This window comes from Catalinimonas alkaloidigena (genome assembly GCF_029504655.1).
GTDB lineage: Bacteria > Bacteroidota > Bacteroidia > Cytophagales > Cyclobacteriaceae > Catalinimonas > Catalinimonas alkaloidigena.
The window spans coordinates 6901927-6917748 of the sequence record NZ_JAQFIL010000001.1 but is presented as its reverse complement, the minus strand read 5'-3'; the positions used below and the strand labels follow the sequence as shown (position 1 = coordinate 6917748).

Annotated in this window: 14 protein-coding genes; 6 read left to right on the top strand and 8 right to left on the bottom strand. The window is 43.2% G+C overall.

Going from position 1 to position 15822, the window contains the following annotated elements; genetic code table 11:
- Positions 1-40: 40 nt before the first annotated feature.
- Positions 41-1483: a sulfatase gene (locus OKW21_RS28070; RefSeq protein ID WP_277486238.1), complete on the bottom strand. Its 1443-nt coding sequence runs from the start codon at positions 1481-1483 to the stop codon at positions 41-43.
- An 89-nt stretch (positions 1484-1572) separates the two neighbouring features.
- Between OKW21_RS28070 and OKW21_RS28065 the strand changes: the two genes are divergently transcribed.
- Genes OKW21_RS28065 through OKW21_RS28050 form a run of 4 tightly spaced genes read left to right on the top strand, consistent with a single transcriptional unit; the run spans position 1573 to position 4993 of the window.
- On the top strand, positions 1573-2715 hold the full coding sequence (locus OKW21_RS28065; RefSeq protein ID WP_277486235.1) for a 5-(carboxyamino)imidazole ribonucleotide synthase: 1143 nt from the start codon (positions 1573-1575) through the stop codon (positions 2713-2715).
- Complete coding sequence (gene purE, locus OKW21_RS28060) at positions 2712-3242, top strand: 5-(carboxyamino)imidazole ribonucleotide mutase (RefSeq protein WP_277486233.1); 531 nt, start codon at positions 2712-2714, stop codon at positions 3240-3242. Before OKW21_RS28065 ends, purE begins: the two co-directional genes overlap by 4 nt.
- 24 nt (positions 3243-3266) lie before the next feature.
- Positions 3267-4055 carry a DUF429 domain-containing protein gene (locus OKW21_RS28055; protein ID WP_277486230.1) on the top strand — a complete coding sequence of 263 codons (789 nt, stop codon included), beginning with the start codon at positions 3267-3269 and terminating at the stop codon, positions 4053-4055.
- A gap of 14 nt (positions 4056-4069) precedes the next feature.
- Positions 4070-4993: a bile acid:sodium symporter family protein gene (locus tag OKW21_RS28050; RefSeq protein WP_277486229.1), complete on the top strand. Its 924-nt coding sequence runs from the start codon at positions 4070-4072 to the stop codon at positions 4991-4993.
- Between the two features lie 124 nt (positions 4994-5117).
- On the opposite strand, the gene OKW21_RS28045 is transcribed toward OKW21_RS28050, so the two are convergent.
- From OKW21_RS28045 to OKW21_RS28025, 5 genes are all read right to left on the bottom strand, one after another.
- Positions 5118-5438 carry a DUF2442 domain-containing protein gene (locus OKW21_RS28045; protein WP_277486227.1) on the bottom strand — a complete coding sequence of 107 codons (321 nt, stop codon included), beginning with the start codon at positions 5436-5438 and terminating at the stop codon, positions 5118-5120.
- Complete coding sequence (locus OKW21_RS28040) at positions 5419-5658, bottom strand: DUF4160 domain-containing protein (RefSeq protein WP_277486222.1); 240 nt, start codon at positions 5656-5658, stop codon at positions 5419-5421. Before OKW21_RS28040 ends, OKW21_RS28045 begins: the two co-directional genes overlap by 20 nt.
- Before the next feature lie 175 nt (positions 5659-5833).
- Complete coding sequence (locus OKW21_RS28035; protein ID WP_277486221.1) at positions 5834-6907, bottom strand: VWA domain-containing protein; 1074 nt, start codon at positions 6905-6907, stop codon at positions 5834-5836.
- Complete coding sequence (locus OKW21_RS28030; protein ID WP_277486219.1) at positions 6897-7808, bottom strand: hypothetical protein; 912 nt, start codon at positions 7806-7808, stop codon at positions 6897-6899. Before OKW21_RS28030 ends, OKW21_RS28035 begins: the two co-directional genes overlap by 11 nt.
- A 13-nt stretch (positions 7809-7821) precedes the next feature.
- Positions 7822-8718, bottom strand: a complete 897-nt coding sequence (locus tag OKW21_RS28025; RefSeq protein WP_277486217.1) for a DUF58 domain-containing protein — start codon at positions 8716-8718, stop codon at positions 7822-7824.
- A gap of 224 nt (positions 8719-8942) precedes the next feature.
- Between OKW21_RS28025 and OKW21_RS28020 the strand changes: the two genes are divergently transcribed.
- Entirely contained in the window at positions 8943-13976 is a 5034-nt protein-coding gene (locus OKW21_RS28020; protein ID WP_277486215.1) for a translocation/assembly module TamB domain-containing protein, read from the top strand.
- 37 nt (positions 13977-14013) lie between these two features.
- On the opposite strand, the gene OKW21_RS28015 is transcribed toward OKW21_RS28020, so the two are convergent.
- Together OKW21_RS28015 and deoC are read right to left on the bottom strand one after the other, a co-directional pair.
- On the bottom strand, positions 14014-14283 hold the full coding sequence (locus OKW21_RS28015; protein WP_338130093.1) for an acylphosphatase: 270 nt from the start codon (positions 14281-14283) through the stop codon (positions 14014-14016).
- Positions 14284-14946 carry a deoxyribose-phosphate aldolase gene (gene deoC, locus OKW21_RS28010; RefSeq protein WP_277486213.1) on the bottom strand — a complete coding sequence of 221 codons (663 nt, stop codon included), beginning with the start codon at positions 14944-14946 and terminating at the stop codon, positions 14284-14286.
- 164 nt (positions 14947-15110) lie between these two features.
- On the opposite strand from deoC, the gene OKW21_RS28005 reads away from it, so the two are divergent.
- The gene (locus tag OKW21_RS28005; protein WP_277486211.1) at positions 15111-15761 is read left to right on the top strand and encodes a porin family protein; all 651 of its coding nucleotides are present in this window, start codon (positions 15111-15113) and stop codon (positions 15759-15761) included.
- Positions 15762-15822: the final 61 nt, after the last annotated feature.

Genomic DNA, 15822 nt, shown 5'->3' with positions numbered 1-15822 from the left:
AGTTCAAACCATCGTACCATAATCCTCTAACACATTTCCGCTACTCAAACTCTTCCGAATAGGTGGTGTACAAAGTGTGCTGCATTTGCTGGATGATGCTTTTGCTATCAACTTCTTCAGAAATATTAACATTTTCCAATGAGTCTGTACGATGATCATAGAGCATGCGCGCATAAATTTTTCCCTGCTCATCGCTCCATTCTGTATAACGATAATCATCGCTTTTTACGGTATAACCATTATGATATTTACTGACGGTGTGTTTCTTCCACTGCTGATCGGGCTGAGTAAGCAAGGGAACGAAGCTGGTCCCCTGCAAATGATGAGGGACTGGTATTCCTGACAGTTCGCAAAGAGAAGGGTAAATATCAACAAACTCGGTAAGGGCATTAGTCATTTTACCACCCTCTACCTCCGGTACTTTGATCATAAGCGGAGCGCGGAGAGAGCTTTCAAAATTAGCATGTTTACACCAAAGGCCATGTTCCCCTAGGTTCCATCCATGATCTCCCCAGAGAATAACGATTGTATTTTCAGCCAACTCCAGCTCTTCTAGCGCTTGTAAAACTTTACCGATTTGAGCATCAGTATAGCTGACACAAGCGTAATAGCCATGTACAAGTGTATCAGCTTTTTCATTCGTCAGAGGCCCTTTAGCAGGTATATCGGTATAGTTACGGAGCTCGCCCCAGTTGTGTATAGCTGCATCAGGAGCATCCTTAGGCCTGAAGTCATTTTCTGCCGGACTGATCGTTTGTTCATCATACAAATCCCAGTATTTTTTAGGAGCATTAAAGGGAAGATGAGGTTTGAGGAAACCTGCTGCCAGAAAGAAGGGCTGCTCTTTTTCAGCCAGCCTTTTCAGGTCATCAATGGTTTTCTGAGCCGTCTTTCCATCATAATAAGCTTCATCCTCTACCTCCGCGATTTCGTATGAAGGCCCGTTGCTCCCATCCTTTTGAGCGGAAAGCGCTATATTTTCTTCCAGCACATAATCACGCCAGTTAGTCCCACTTTCATTAGGGTGCCAGGGCGCTTCACTCCAGCTTTCTATCATGTCATTCAAATGGTGAAAAATTTTACCGTTAGAAATGGTATAGTAGCCGTGATCTTTCAAATGTTGAGGAAGTGTAAGTGCTTCCGGTGCATCCTCGTCTACACGGGTTGCATAGCCAATAAAGCGGTCTCGGGTAGGACGCAGGCCGGTAAGCAGGCTAGCCCGGGAAGCACCACAAACCGGGACCTGACAGTAAGCCCTGTTGAAAACAAGGCTTTCGGAAGCCAGCCGATCTATGTTGGGAGAAATAACCTGAGTTTTTCCATAGCAATTAAGTTCCGGTCTTAAGTCATCAACGGCAATAAACAGGATATTAGGCTTGGGCATTTCTACCATGTGCTCAGAACGGTAGGCCTGGGAACGACAGGACCAGAAAGAAAATGAAACAAAAAGGCAACAGAGAAATTTAATCAGCAGTCTAGGCATGTATTGTAGATTTTGAAACTTATACGACAAAAGAAGCATCTCTAAACGATAAACTTTAACTTTGCGCATTAATCTATAAAAATTAAGAAATGTCAGTAGCATTTTACCAAAATTTTAAATTAGGCGTGTTAGGGGGAGGCCAACTGGGCCGCATGCTGATACAATCAGCCATAGATTTTAACCTGGATGTGTGGATACTTGATCCTGATGAAAACGCTCCCTGTAAAAATATCGCTACCCAATTTTTCCAAGGCTCACTTACTGACTTTGATACTGTCTATAATTTCGGCAGGCAGTGCGATTTGGTTACCATAGAGATAGAGAATGTAAATACTCAGGCGCTAAAAAAACTGCAGGAAGAAGGTGTTAAAGTATACCCAGAGCCCCAGGTCATTGAGCTGATTCAGGACAAGCGCGCGCAAAAAACTTTTTACAAAGAACATAATATACCCACGGCAGATTTTGTGCTTACTGAAAATAAAGAAGATGTACGCAAATATATCGCAATGTTGCCGGCCGTACATAAGCTGGGGAAAGAAGGTTATGATGGGAGAGGGGTACAAAAAATTACTACTTCGCAAGAGCTGGACAAGGCATTTGAAACTCCTGGATTGCTGGAAAAACTAATTGATTTTGAAAAGGAGCTGGCAGTAATAGTAGCCAGAAATGAAAAGGGAGAGATGAAGACTTTCCCGGTAGTAGAACTGGTATTTCATCCTGAGCACAATCTGGTAGAATATCTTTTTGCACCTGCCAATATCGGTGAGCAGATTGCCAGTGATGCTGATGCTTTGGCCAAGGAAGTCATTGAAAAGTTAGGGATGACCGGTTTGTTGGCAGTAGAAATGTTTCTGACCAAAGAGGGAAAGTTGTTGGTCAATGAAATTGCTCCCCGCACTCATAATAGTGGCCACCACAGTATTGAAGCAAATGTTACCTCACAGTTTGAGCAGCATCTGCGAGCAATCCTCAATATGCCTTTAGGCTCTACCGCTACCAAAGTGCCTGCCGCTATGGTCAATCTGCTGGGTGAGGATGGCTTTACAGGACTGGCTAAACTGGAAGGATTAGAAGAGACGCTATCCATAGAAGGTGTGAAAGTACATTTATACGGAAAAAAACTGACCAAGCCTTTTCGTAAAATGGGGCATATCACCATCATTGATCAGGATATCAACGCATTAAAAAAGAAAGTAGAACAAGTAAAACATAGTTTAAAAATCAAAGCATGAGCAAACCCAAAATAGGTATCATCATGGGGAGCAAGTCTGACCTGCCGGTCATGATAGAGGCTGCTAATATATTAGATGAGTTGGAAGTTCCTTTTGAAGTCACCATTGTTTCTGCCCATCGTACACCTCAACGTATGATGAACTATGCAGAGAAGGCAAGAGATAAAGGGCTAAAAGTGATTATCGCCGGAGCCGGAGGCGCTGCCCATCTACCAGGTATGGTAGCTTCAGTCACTACGCTGCCTGTCATCGGTGTACCAGTTAAATCCAGTAACTCTATTGATGGCTGGGACTCAGTATTGTCTATCCTTCAAATGCCGGGTGGTGTACCGGTAGCCACAGTCGCCCTTAATGGCGCGAAAAACGCCGGCATTCTGGCGGCTCAGATTATAGGCTCAAGCGAGAAAAAAGTTGCTGAGCGCCTGCAGAAATACAAAGATGAGCTTAGAGAAAAGGTAGAAGAAGCAGCAACAAAAATGGAAGAACAAGGCTATAAGGGCAGTAAAATAGGTTTTGGAAGTAATTGAACGTTCGTTTAACCGCTAATAGTTTTGCCTGAATTTATACTGGGCATAGATGCCGCCTGGACGGTAGGAGGAAGTAGTGGATTAGCGCTTCTGAAGAAAGAGAATACAGAAAGTCCTAGTTTGATAAAGCTTGCTGCTTCATATAAGGAATTTGTAGGTGAAAAAACATACACGAATCAAAAAGCTCTTCCTGATTTACATCAGGTGATTAATGAAATTGGAAAGATACCCCATGTGGTAGCCTTGGACATTCCTCTTTCTCCCCGACCTATGACTACTTACAGAGCGGCAGATCGCCAAATTACCAGCCGGTATGGTAAAAAAGGAGCAGCGGTACATAGCCCAACCCATGATCGGCCGGGAAAAGTAGCCGATCATATGTTTGCTCAATTGAGCAATGCAGGCCTAAAGTGGGCGGGGGTAGACGCTATACCAGAAAATGCTCCATATTTTATGGAGGTTTATCCGCACGTCAGCATCATTGAATATATGCAACTGGAATATCGCTTACCGTACAAAGTGCAGAAAAAAGGTAAATATTGGAAAGAGTATCCTCAGGAAGAGCGTTATCACTTGAGCATTAAGCAACTGCTAAAGCTTCGTGCAGCCTTGCAACTGAAGCTCAACCACTCATTAGATGATTATCTTCCTGTGCTTGATCAGGAGCAGAAGTATAAAACTTCCTTCCTGAAAGCTTACGAAGATCAACTGGATGCCATAGTTTGCGCATTGACCGGCTATGATTTTTTGCAGGGAAAAGCGATGGCTCTGGGAGATGAAACCAGTGCCATCTGGATACCCAATTCAATCTAACAGGACTGTCTAGCATGGAAATACTTGATGAGATACAGCTAAATTTTAATCAGGATAGCTTACTGCTGCTCAATATCTGCATGGGTTTGGTGATGTTTGGGGTAGCGATAGAATTAACAGTGGCTGATTTCAAAAACTTATGGCAGAAGCCCAAAAGTTTAATTATTGGCTTAGTAGCCCAGTTTCTGATTTTACCCCTGCTAACTTATGTTCTGGTCTTATTAAGCAATCCCATACCCAGCGTCGCTTTAGGTATGATACTCGTAGCCTGCTGTTCAGGAGGCAATCTTTCCAATATGCTGTCCGTGATGGCAGGGGGGAATGGAGCTTTGTCGGTAAGCCTCACCGCCATTGCTACTTTAGCGGCAGTAGTTGCCACTCCTGCTAATTTTGCGCTTTGGGGAAATCTGTATCTGAGTAGTGGAGTATCTCTACCCCAAATCAGCATCAGCTTTTCGGACATGCTGGAAACCATACTGCTCATCGTGGGGGTCCCACTGCTCCTGGGCATGCTTTTCAATCATTATTTTCCTAAGCTAACAGCTAAAATCCGCCGACCTATTCGCATAATATCAATCGTTATTTTTGGCGCTTTTATCATAGGAGCATTTGCTGCCAACTTTAATATCTTTCTGGAGTACATCCATTTCATCGTGATGATCGTACTGCTGCACAATGCGTTGGCTTATGGCGGTGGTTATAGTCTGGGCCAGCTTTTTGGTTTGTCGCTGCCCGATAAAAAAGCGATTACCCTTGAAACCGGCATCCAGAATTCGGGCATTGCTTTGGTGCTTATCTTTAATTTCTTTGATGGAGTGGGAGGCATGGCCATCATTGCCGGATGGTGGGGCATCTGGGACATCATTTCCGGTCTTGCGCTCGCCTGGGGACTGTCAAAGGTGAAGAAAGGAATTTCTACAGAGCAGGTGGTTTCATAGTTAACTAAAGTGGCTAACCATACTCATAAAGCTTGGATAGTTGATATGTTATGCTATCGCCATGAATCATGTAAAATAGAGCCTTGGTTAGAAGATACGTAACAGTTGGTGTAAGCAGGAATATTTAAGCCACTAGGGGTGTATCCATTTTTGCAAGCTCGTACTTTAAAAAGCCTCGCAAACTTAGGTCTTCGTCTAAATCAGGCCAGTAGATACCTATACCATCATTATCAAACTGGTTTAGCTGCTGCTCTGTTGCATCGGCTAATTGTTTAAAATCTGATAAAGGGCGTTTGAGTATCTTTTTGTTATTCAATAAAACGATAATCAAGTCCAGGTCCTGATCGAACCATATTTTTTTCATGCGCAAACCTCCTTCAAAAATAAGCTGGTCTATCGGATCACTGGCTCGCTTGTTTTCTATTTTATCTTTGGAAGTATTCATACCATTGTGTTTTTAGATATTCATAATGCTGATTAATCAGACGTTTGATCTGCCTACGTTCTTGTAATGTAAATTCATAGGCATATTCTTCTTCTAAATTTGGCTCCAACCACCATTTGCCCCGACCATTTGCTTTCTTGATATGGATATGGGCTGGTTCATTACCTTCATCTGAATAAAAATAAAACCTAAAGCCATCTATAGATAATACGGTTGGCATAGAACAAAGATAATAATTTCCTTTTGTTGCAAAGGAGTGAATAGCTGTATTTGTAGCTTGAAGCTATAATATGGGTAAAGCAGTACTTTCCAGCTGCGCTTTCAGCACGCATCATGCTACCTACCACTCAGCCTCGGCAGGAAGATGCGCGCCAAAAAGTGAGTTGAAACCAAGCTTAATCCGTCAGCACGTTACTCACAAAAGTGGATTTGAGGATGAGCCAGAGCAGGAAGAAACCGATGGCCCAGGATAGATAAATCCAGTAAAAGTCGGTGGTGTCTTTATAGCGGGTTTCTTTGATCTCCGCCTTTTCGTATTCATCAATCATCCTGAATACTTCTTCCAACGCTTCTTTATTGGATACTCTGTAAAACTGGCCTTCACCGATCTTGGCAATTTCTCTGAGGGTGGTCTCATCCAGCGAGTTTTCTACATAGCGGGTGTTGCCAAAAAAGTCTTTGCCAAAAGGTACTTTACCTTCTTTGCCGATGGCAATAGAGTAAATTTTGATATCGTAAGCGTGCGCCAGCTCAGCAGCAGTAATCGGGTCCAGGTTACCGGCAGTGTTGTCACCATCACTCAAAAGTACCATTACTCGGGAAGCCTCACCCTGGCGCTCGGGCCCTTCCTCGCCTTCTTCCGCGTCACGCATACGGTTGGTAGCTACAGCTAAGGCACTGCCAATAGCGGTTCCCCGGCTTTCAATCAGGCTGAAGTCTATGTCTTCTATAAATTTATACAGCAGATCATAGTCGGTAGTAAGGGGAGAAAGCGAGTAGGCGTCACCGGAAAAAACGACCAGCCCGATGCGGTCCTGCATTCTGCCGGCAATAAAGTCACGGGCCACGTCTTTAGCCGCCTGCAAACGATTAGGTCTGAAATCTTCAATGCGCATAGACTCTGAAATATCAATTACCAGCATAATGTCAATGCCTTCGCTCCATTGCTCTACCTGCTCATCGGATTTTTGCGGACGAGACAGGGCCAACAGCAATAAAGCACTTACAATGGCAATCAGCAAATTAGGAATCAGACGCAGATAGGTGATAGGGCTTTGCTTAATGGCACTTTTAGGAAACGCGATGGGAAGCTTTTGCTTGGAGCGTAGCCCCACCAGCCAGCGAACAATAAAGAACAGTGGAATAAGGGGGAGCAGGTACAGAAAAAACGGATGCTGATACTCAAAGTTTGAGAATACAGCAGCCTGGAACCAGTCCAGAGAAAACCAACTTTCGCTTTCAATCGGCATTTTTTATCTCCTCTATCTTTTGTTTAAAACGATGATTTGTATGCTGTTCTAAATGCTCAAAATAACGAATAAGTTCGCCATTAGCATGCCTGCCATAGATACTACGGTCAATGGCTTTCAGGTCCTGCTGTAAAGGTTCTCCGGCCGGAGAGTTTACAATCTCTTTGGTCGTCAACTTGGTATAAGGCATCTGGTCCAGTCTTTCCATATACTGCTTCCATACCAGTAGCGTAGACTCCGAGCGTCTTTTGTTAGGTGACTTTCGTAGAGCTTCCAACGCCTTGGCAAATTGTTCCTGAAATTTTTTCTGATTCTTTTTGAGCTGATACAACTTCCACTGTCGGCGTATTTGCTTACCAAAGATCACATACACCAATACAGCAATCAGGAGGAGTGTAGCAAGAGCTACCAGCAGATAAGGATAGTTAAACTGTAGTGCTACATCACGAAAAGATGTATTTTGTTTTAAAGCCAGGCTATCGGGCATCTGTTTGATCAGCCGGTCCAGGTAAATAGAATCAATAGAAGCATAAATGGTAGTGCTATCTGCCTCTCCCTCCTGATTGGTATTGATCACATAGACAGGTAGTGCCAGGCTCTGTATGCTATCAATCTCAAAAGTAGTCAACTGATAAGCCACACTGTCATAGCTGTATACGCTATCCGAATAAGTAGGCGCGAAAGTCCGGTCCAGGTACTCAAAAGGGGCATATTGATCAGCCTCTCCCGGAAATACAACTTCCAGATTTTTGGGATAGCGAAAAGTAAGTGTATATATCAACGGCTCGCCCACCTTAAGCGTATCACGGTCAAAATAGCCCTGGGGCTTCAGTTCCTGAGCCCATAGCATAGTGCTGCTCAAAAAACATAACCCTACTAAGGTAAATAAGACCTTCTTCATGCTTTGCTCCATGTTACGCACTTTTCCTGACCTTATTTCTCACCCTGAACAGATTGATAAGCTTGGGTATGTAATCCTCTTCGGTAGCGATTGACAGGTAATCTGCCTGATGTTTGCGACAAAAATCTTCCAGGCTTTGCCTTGTGCCCGAATAGGTGCTGTTCACTTTGCTCTGGAAGTAAGAGGATGAAGAGTTTACCCAGATGGTCTTTTTACTTTCTTTGTCATACACCGGAATAATGCCTAAACTGGGGAGCTGTGTCTCTCGCTTGTCCGATAAATGTACTACAATAAGGTCATGCTTACGGGCCAGTGCTTTTAAATTACCGATATAGTCTTCGTCAATAAAGTCCGAAACGAGAATAATAATGCTGCGCCTCTTCACAATATTCAGCAGATAATGAATACCGGCATTTAAGTTGGTTTTGGTAGAAACCGGCTGGGTGCTGTAAAGCTTAGTGATGATCTGGTAAGCATGTTTATCACCTTTATTAGGTTTTACAAAAGCCTCTTTCTGGTCAGAGAAGCAGAGTAAACCTACCTGACTGGATTCCTTGATGGCTGAAAGGGCCAAAACCCCGCATATTTCTTTGCCGATGTCTACTTTTTGATGTCCCGGATCGCCAATCTCCTGAGAAGCACTTACATCCAGCATCATATAAACAATTTGCTCACGTTCTTCTTTATATGTCTTTACATATACACTATGACCTTTTGCTGTGGCATTCCAGTCTATGCTACGGATATCATCACCGTATTGATATTCACGTACATCGTCAAAAGTAATGCCTGAGCCTTTAAATACGGAGTGAAAGTCGCCCTGCATCTGTGTTGTGATCGCTTTGCGAATAGATATCTCGTACTTGCGAAGTTTTTTGAGCAACTTTCGTAATTCTTCCTTATTGTTCATGGTCTAATGTATAATCTTTCACTATATGCACGTTAGAAAACTAAGCTTATGATACCGCAAATTAAAAAAATTATGCAGTTAAGGCATATTTGTTTGCATCAAGCTTAATAAAGCATAACAATAATGGCTACATTAATTGTTATATGTGTATTTGATAGCAATTTTTTAGCATAACTCATTTTTTGACAAAATAATTACTAGCTATTAACTCTCCTAAAGAACATATGTCACAACTGCCCAAGTGGGCGCAGCGGATATTATATATATTCGGTACACTTCTCATACTATGGCTGATTGTGTATATAGCCTTTCGCACCCCGGCAGTACAGTCTTATCTTACCGGCCTGGTAGAAGATAAGGTTTCTAATATGCTGAATACCAAAGTCAGCCTGGGAGGCATAGACATAGACTTTCTGGACCAGATCGTACTGGAAGAAGTGTATGTAGAAGATCAGCAGGGCGATACATTATTGTATAGTGGTAAGCTGGATGTAGCCTTTGATCCCTGGGCAGCGGTAAGCAAAACCATCAGCATTGATCATGTGATCATCGCTAATACCTATATCAACCTATACCAAAAGAAAGGTACAGACTCACTGAATTTTGAGTTTATCCCTGAAGCTTTTGCCTCCGATACCACTACCCAGACGCAGCAGGATACGACTTCCTCCTCCTGGAGCTTTCAGGCCAATGAGCTTCTGCTGAGCGGTATTCGCTTTGACTACGAGGCAGATAGCACAGTCATGAACCTGGCGCTAAACAAGCTTAACCTGCTCTTTGATAAGATTTCGCTGGATGAACAGCTGATCAGTGCCAGTGAACTGGATATTGATGGTTTGGCATTTAGTATGCAAGTGCCTGCCTCGCCGGATACTACTACAGCAGCGCCCGCACAGCAGCAAGAAACAGATACCACAGATAGTAATGTGATCAATCCCAGCGGTTTTACTTTCGCGCTGGATGAAATCCTAATCGCCAACAGTGAGATTGGCTATCAGGTGGGGCAGGTAAATCAGGATACCAGCCAGCAGATGAATTTTGAAAACCTGGCGCTGACTGACATTCAACTGGAAGTAGAAAATGTAGAGGTAGGGGCCAAGACAGTTTCATTGGATCTGCCACTATTAGCTTTTGTAGAGAGTAACAGTGGCTTCCAGCTACAGGAGCTGGCAGCACAGGTAAACATGAACATGCCCTCTATAGCGCTTACTTTAAATGAATTGCGTACCGGACATTCTGAGCTGAATGGTAGCATAGACTATAGCATGCGGCTGGCAGAAACCACTGCCGAATTAATGAACAGTATCAGCCTGAAATCTGATTTGAACAGTACCATTTTGGGCTTAGAGGATGTAAGCTATTTTTCGGATGCGCTCAGCGCATATCCTGCTTTAAGCGAAATGAATGCGGAGCTGAGCTGGCAAATAGACATGCAAGATGGCCAGGGTGTTATGGATAGGATGGAGCTCAGCCTGGCTGATAAAGCAAATTTACTGGCAGAAGCCTCCTTTAGAGATTTAAGTGCTTTAGATTCTACCGTAAGTGGCTCACCCTATTTTGATTTTAATCTGAATGAGTTCGCCACAGATTATGCCTTCCTGAGTAGTCTGTTGGATGATTCTACGGCACAATACTTCAATACACTACAACAAAAGAGGCTTTCGCTTAACGCCCAGGCCAGAGGGACACTGGAAGACATTAAAGGAAACCTTAATCTGCAAACGGGCATCGGAAGGTTACTGGCCGATGGAAGTTATCAAGTGAGTGAGAGTAATGCGAATATTAGCGCCAATCTTGATGCCAACCAACTGGACCTCAAAGCAGTGATGCTGGCTCTAGGCAACCCGGACAGTGTGGCCCAGGACTATGGTAATCTTACTATGACAGCTGATATCGATGCAGTACAATCTTATGGTCAGGATACCAGCTTTAGCAGTTTGAATGCAAGTCTTTTGGTAAAAAACCTAGGCTATAAAGGTTATCAGTACGAAGGGTTAAAAGTAAATGCTCAAAAAAACTATGACGATATACAGGCTACCATTGACTATGCTGACAGCCTCTTGCAAATGCACGCCGATGCACAAGCCAGTTTAAAGGGTGAGGAGAGTCAGTATGCGTTGGATATGAATATTGAAAACCTCAATCTTTTTCGTCTCAACCTGCTGCAGGACAGCATTATTATCAACAATACCCGCCTGCGAGCTGAAGCCAAAGGAAATACCGTAGACAATATTGTAGGTTCATTTAAAGTAACAGAGTCCAGCATCATCAAAGATGAGGAAACCTTTAACCTGGATTCGCTGGTATTAGTGGCAGAAAATACAGGTAGCAGCCGTACCATTAACTTTTATTCGGATTATGTAAATGCAGGTATCAGCGGTCAATTTAGCCTTGAAAGATTACCCAAAGCGATACAGGATTTCAGGCAATATTATATGTCAGCCTACCAGGCACCGCTTAATGATGTGGATACGATCAATACCGATGAGACCAATCAGGAACTGTTTATCAATTTTGAGATTAAAGATACACCAGTGCTGGCCAGAGCTTTTGCTCCGTCCTTAAATGTGGCTCAGCCCATCAAGGCAAATGCTTATTTTAACAGTGACCGCAAGAAACTTACTTTCCGTTTCTATGCACCCAATGTCATCTACGAAAATTATAGTGTAGACAGTCTTTTACTTACCGCACAGACTTCTGAAAAGGCAATAAAATTTAATACTAAATCAGATTTTATCAGACTTGGCGGGCTTACGATACCCGAAGTGGCGCTGCGAGGTGATTTTTCAGGCGTGGCTCAGGATTCTTTGCAAGAAGATAAACAACGCCTTTTTGCCACCGAAGTTGATATGAACCTCAAAATAGGAGCCGAAGACGCTCCCTATCGCCTCGATCTGAATACAGTACTCAGCAGCAAACAGGATACTATTTCGATCAGTCTGGACGAATCGGAACTGGTGCTGGAGCAAAAGCCCTGGCAGCTATCTCCCTCCACGCGGATTTTGTATGCTGCAAATTACCTTGAAATAGATAGTTTCTATCTTAAACAGGAAAATCAGGTGATTGAGGTAAGCACCAATAATCAGGAAGGAAACACCAATTTACAACTCATTATAGATCAGCTAGCACTGGGTCCGTTACTAGCCAGCATTGACCTTGACGACTTTATGATCGACGGTACACTCAACACCCAGGCCTCATTTCAAAATCTTTTCAAGCAGGGTGATCTGGAGTCGCAGCTCACCATCAATGATCTAAAAGTAAGAGATACGCCCGTAGGCACTTTGGAGCTACATGCTAACGGAAAAGGATTGGCTGCACCACAAACAGAGGAGCCCCTTCAAATAGAAGTGGGACTTAGCGGAAGCACAAACGAACTTGTCATGGAGGGCAACTATCGTCTTGATTCCGGTTACTTTGATTTTGATATCGATATGCAGCGGTTTCAGCTAGAACCCTGGCAGACTTTCATGCAGGAGTATGTAGAAGACTTACAGGGCGTACTGAAAGCGGATCTGGAACTTAAAGGAACTCCCAGCGACCCATCCCTTACCGGCAATTTCACTTTTGCTGATGAAGTGAGTCTTATTCCTACCATCACCGGAGCACAGTACTATATTAATAATCAGACGCTCGAGTTTAACGGGCAGGAACTATTATTCAGTGAGTTTACCATTCTTGATTCTGCCCGTACCGAGGCTACTCTGGATGGTAGTATCAATTTTGCGAATGTTGCCAATCCGATCATGGATCTAACTTTTAATACAGATGACTTTTTATTTGTAAGCAGTGAAAGCTACCAAAACGAAAGCTTCTACGGTAGAGCAGTCGCCTCTGCCAGTATGGAAATACAGGGAGAGTCCAACGACCTTAGAGTCACCGGAGATGCTGAAGTCAATGAAGGCACTGACATGACCATTGCGATGGTAGATGAAGCGGAAGAAGCCTCAATGGCCGAATATATCCATTTCATTGATGCGACTCGTAATGCATTTGAAGAGGCTGATCCGGTAGCCAGTGAAAACAGAGATAGTACGAAAGTAAACAGCAGATCAGATTCTCTCAGAAATCAGGCAGTGGCGATTACGGGTTTGAGTGTAGCAACAGATATTAATATTAGTCCTGAGGCACAACTGACCATTGTGATAGATCCTGTAAATGGAGACATGCTTACTGTTTCGGGGGAGGCGGATTTAAATGTAAATATGAGTCCTACAGGGGATATGAACATGCAGGGAACCTATATCATCCAGAACGGTCAATACGTACTTACCTTTGCCCAGTTCATCAAGAAAGAGTTTAATATCAGAGAGGGCAGCACCCTTAGCTGGAATGGTGATCCAGCGAATGCAAGGTTTGACATTACCGCTGTCTATACTGCTGAAACTACATTGGAAGGTCTGCTATCTTCAGGTATCAGAACTGAAATAATGGATTCAGGTGGAGGGTCATATGTAACGACCAGACAGCCGGTCAATGTGGTGATGAATATCAGCGGAGAGTTGGCCGAACCCGAATTAAATTTTGATATAGAGATTCCAGAACTTACCGCAAGTGGCTCTAGCGTAATCATGATACAAAATATTGTAGATCGAATGCAGCAGGATGAGACACAGCTATATAAACAAGTATTTTCCCTGATTGTACTCAATAGGTTTTTACCGGTAGAAGGAGGTTTTGGATCAGGGGGAGGCTCTACCTTAACCACAGTCAATCAGAATATAGATAATAGTGTAAGTCGCCTGCTTTCCAGTACGCTTACCGGCCTGAGCGAAGATTATCTGGGAGGCGTTCAGATCAACATGAATATAGAGTCTAATGATTTGCAGGCCCAGAATACCGCCCTGGCCGACCGTGATCTGGATGTAGCACTTTCCAAACAATTCTTTAATGACCGGCTGACCATTAGTGCCGGGGGTATGACCAGCCTGAACACCAATAGCTCAGCGGGTGGCGGCAGTAACGAATTTTATGGTGAGTTTGAAGTGCTGTACCGCCTGGATGCCAGAGGTAATTTAAATGTTAGAATATTCCAGGAAAGTGAGCGGGACATATTTACCAATGATGTAGACCTGCAGCAGGGAATCTCGCTTACGCACCAGAAGGCCTTTGACGAGTTCTTCGCAAACAATGATCAGGTGCTTCAATCAGCGCCCCAACCGGAGGATAAAGAAGAGAGTGATGAAGGAGAAGAGAATAAAGAGAAAAAAGACAGTACAGCCCTGGATAATGCACAAAGGCGCAAAAAGAAGAACTAATCTTTAAAAATACTCTGGAGCATTGCTCCGGGGTATTTCACTGCTTAATCTCAAAACGGACAAATCCCTGAGGATTGTCTTCTTTCAAATCTACCTTTTCTACTTTGGCATAGGTCGGTCCCTGCTTGCACCAGTCAATAAACTCCTGCATTTGCTGTTCAGGGCCTTCAGCTTCTATTTTTACAGTACCATCGGGTTCATTCTTTACCCATCCCAGTATCCCTAAAGACTCTGCCTTGTCCTGAGTGCTGGCTCTAAAAAAAAACACCCTGCACTTTGCCATAGACACGGATTGTGTAGTGTACATTCATATTTGCTTATTAGATTGATTAATAATATATATAGCGGAAGAAGTACCTATCCTGTCGGCGCCGGCTTCCAGCATGCTTATAGTTTGTTTCAGTGTCTTAATGCCTCCCGAAGCTTTGATGCCTACATTAGAAGGCAATATTTCTCTCATTAGTCGGATATGCTCTACTTTTGCTCCTTCAGGAGCTATTCCTGTGGAAGTTTTTACAAAATCGGCCCCTGCGTCTGCACAAATTTTACAGGCAGTACGGAGCTCCTCTTCCGACAGGTAAGCGGTTTCAATGATTACCTTCAGAAAAGCCTCCTCCTCGTGTATAAGGGTTGCATACTTTGCCAGCTCAATCTTAGCCCAGGGTAAGCCCGACTTAAAAGCCGAAATATTCATGACCACGTCTAGCTCATCAGCACCATCCTTAAGTGCCTGACGGATTTCAGCTTCTTTGGTTTGGCTCATCTGATAGCCAAAGGGAAAACCAACCACGGTTACCATTTGTACATCTGCATTGCCTAAGTCCCGCTTGGCTTTTTTCACCCAGAAAGGAGGAAGGCATAAACCTGCGAATTGATGATCGTGGGCTTGCTCTATCATTTTTTCTACTTCCTGATAAGTCAGGGTAGGCGAGAGAGCGGTATGTTCTAAAAAGCGGTGAATATTTTTCATCTCTTTCAAGGTAGAAAAAATTAAAGTATTCCTAAAAAAGTAGTGATAGGAATGGAGAGACAAGCATATAAAAAAATAATTATGGTAGTATGATTAACAATATAATATTGTATGTGTTAAGGATTTGATACAAAATAATAATGATAATTTTAACTTTTTTAACTATGAAAAATTTAAACAGGCTAGTAATTTTTTCTCTATTTTTTGCGCTGCTGTATCTTCCAAAAGAAGTCCAGGCTCAGATGGATGACTCCCGTATCGGGATAAAAGGAGGTGTAAATGCTTCAAATTTCTACAGCAATGAAGTAGGCGACCAAAATGTACGTCTGGGCTTTAACGTAGGGGTATTTACTGAAATAGCAGTTTCTGAAGGTTTTAGTCTCCAACCAGAACTGTTGTTATCCACTAAAGGTAATCGTGCCACTTATGGCAATGACGACGGTGTACTGGACTTTGTAGATGCTGAAGGAGAAGTAAAAACAAATCTGACCTATCTTGATATTCCTATATTGGCCAAAGTGACTTTAGGTGAAACATTAAATCTTCATGTAGGGCCGTATGCCAGCTATCTTTTGGGAGCCAACGTCTCTACTGATGGTGATTTGGCGGATGGTTCAGAAGAACTGGACAGAGATAATTTTAAATCTTGGGATTATGGATTGGCCGCTGGCATAGGAGTAGACCTGGAAGCGGTAAGCATCGGCGCACGCTACAACCTGGGACTGACCGAAATTGCTAAAACTACCGCAGCAGAAGCCGTATTTGATAATTCCAAAAATTCTGTAATTCAAGCATATATAGCGATAGGCTTATAAAATTAGGGAAGTAAGCATGTAAAAGAAAAGGCTCCTTTGTTACTGAAGGAGCCTTTTCTAT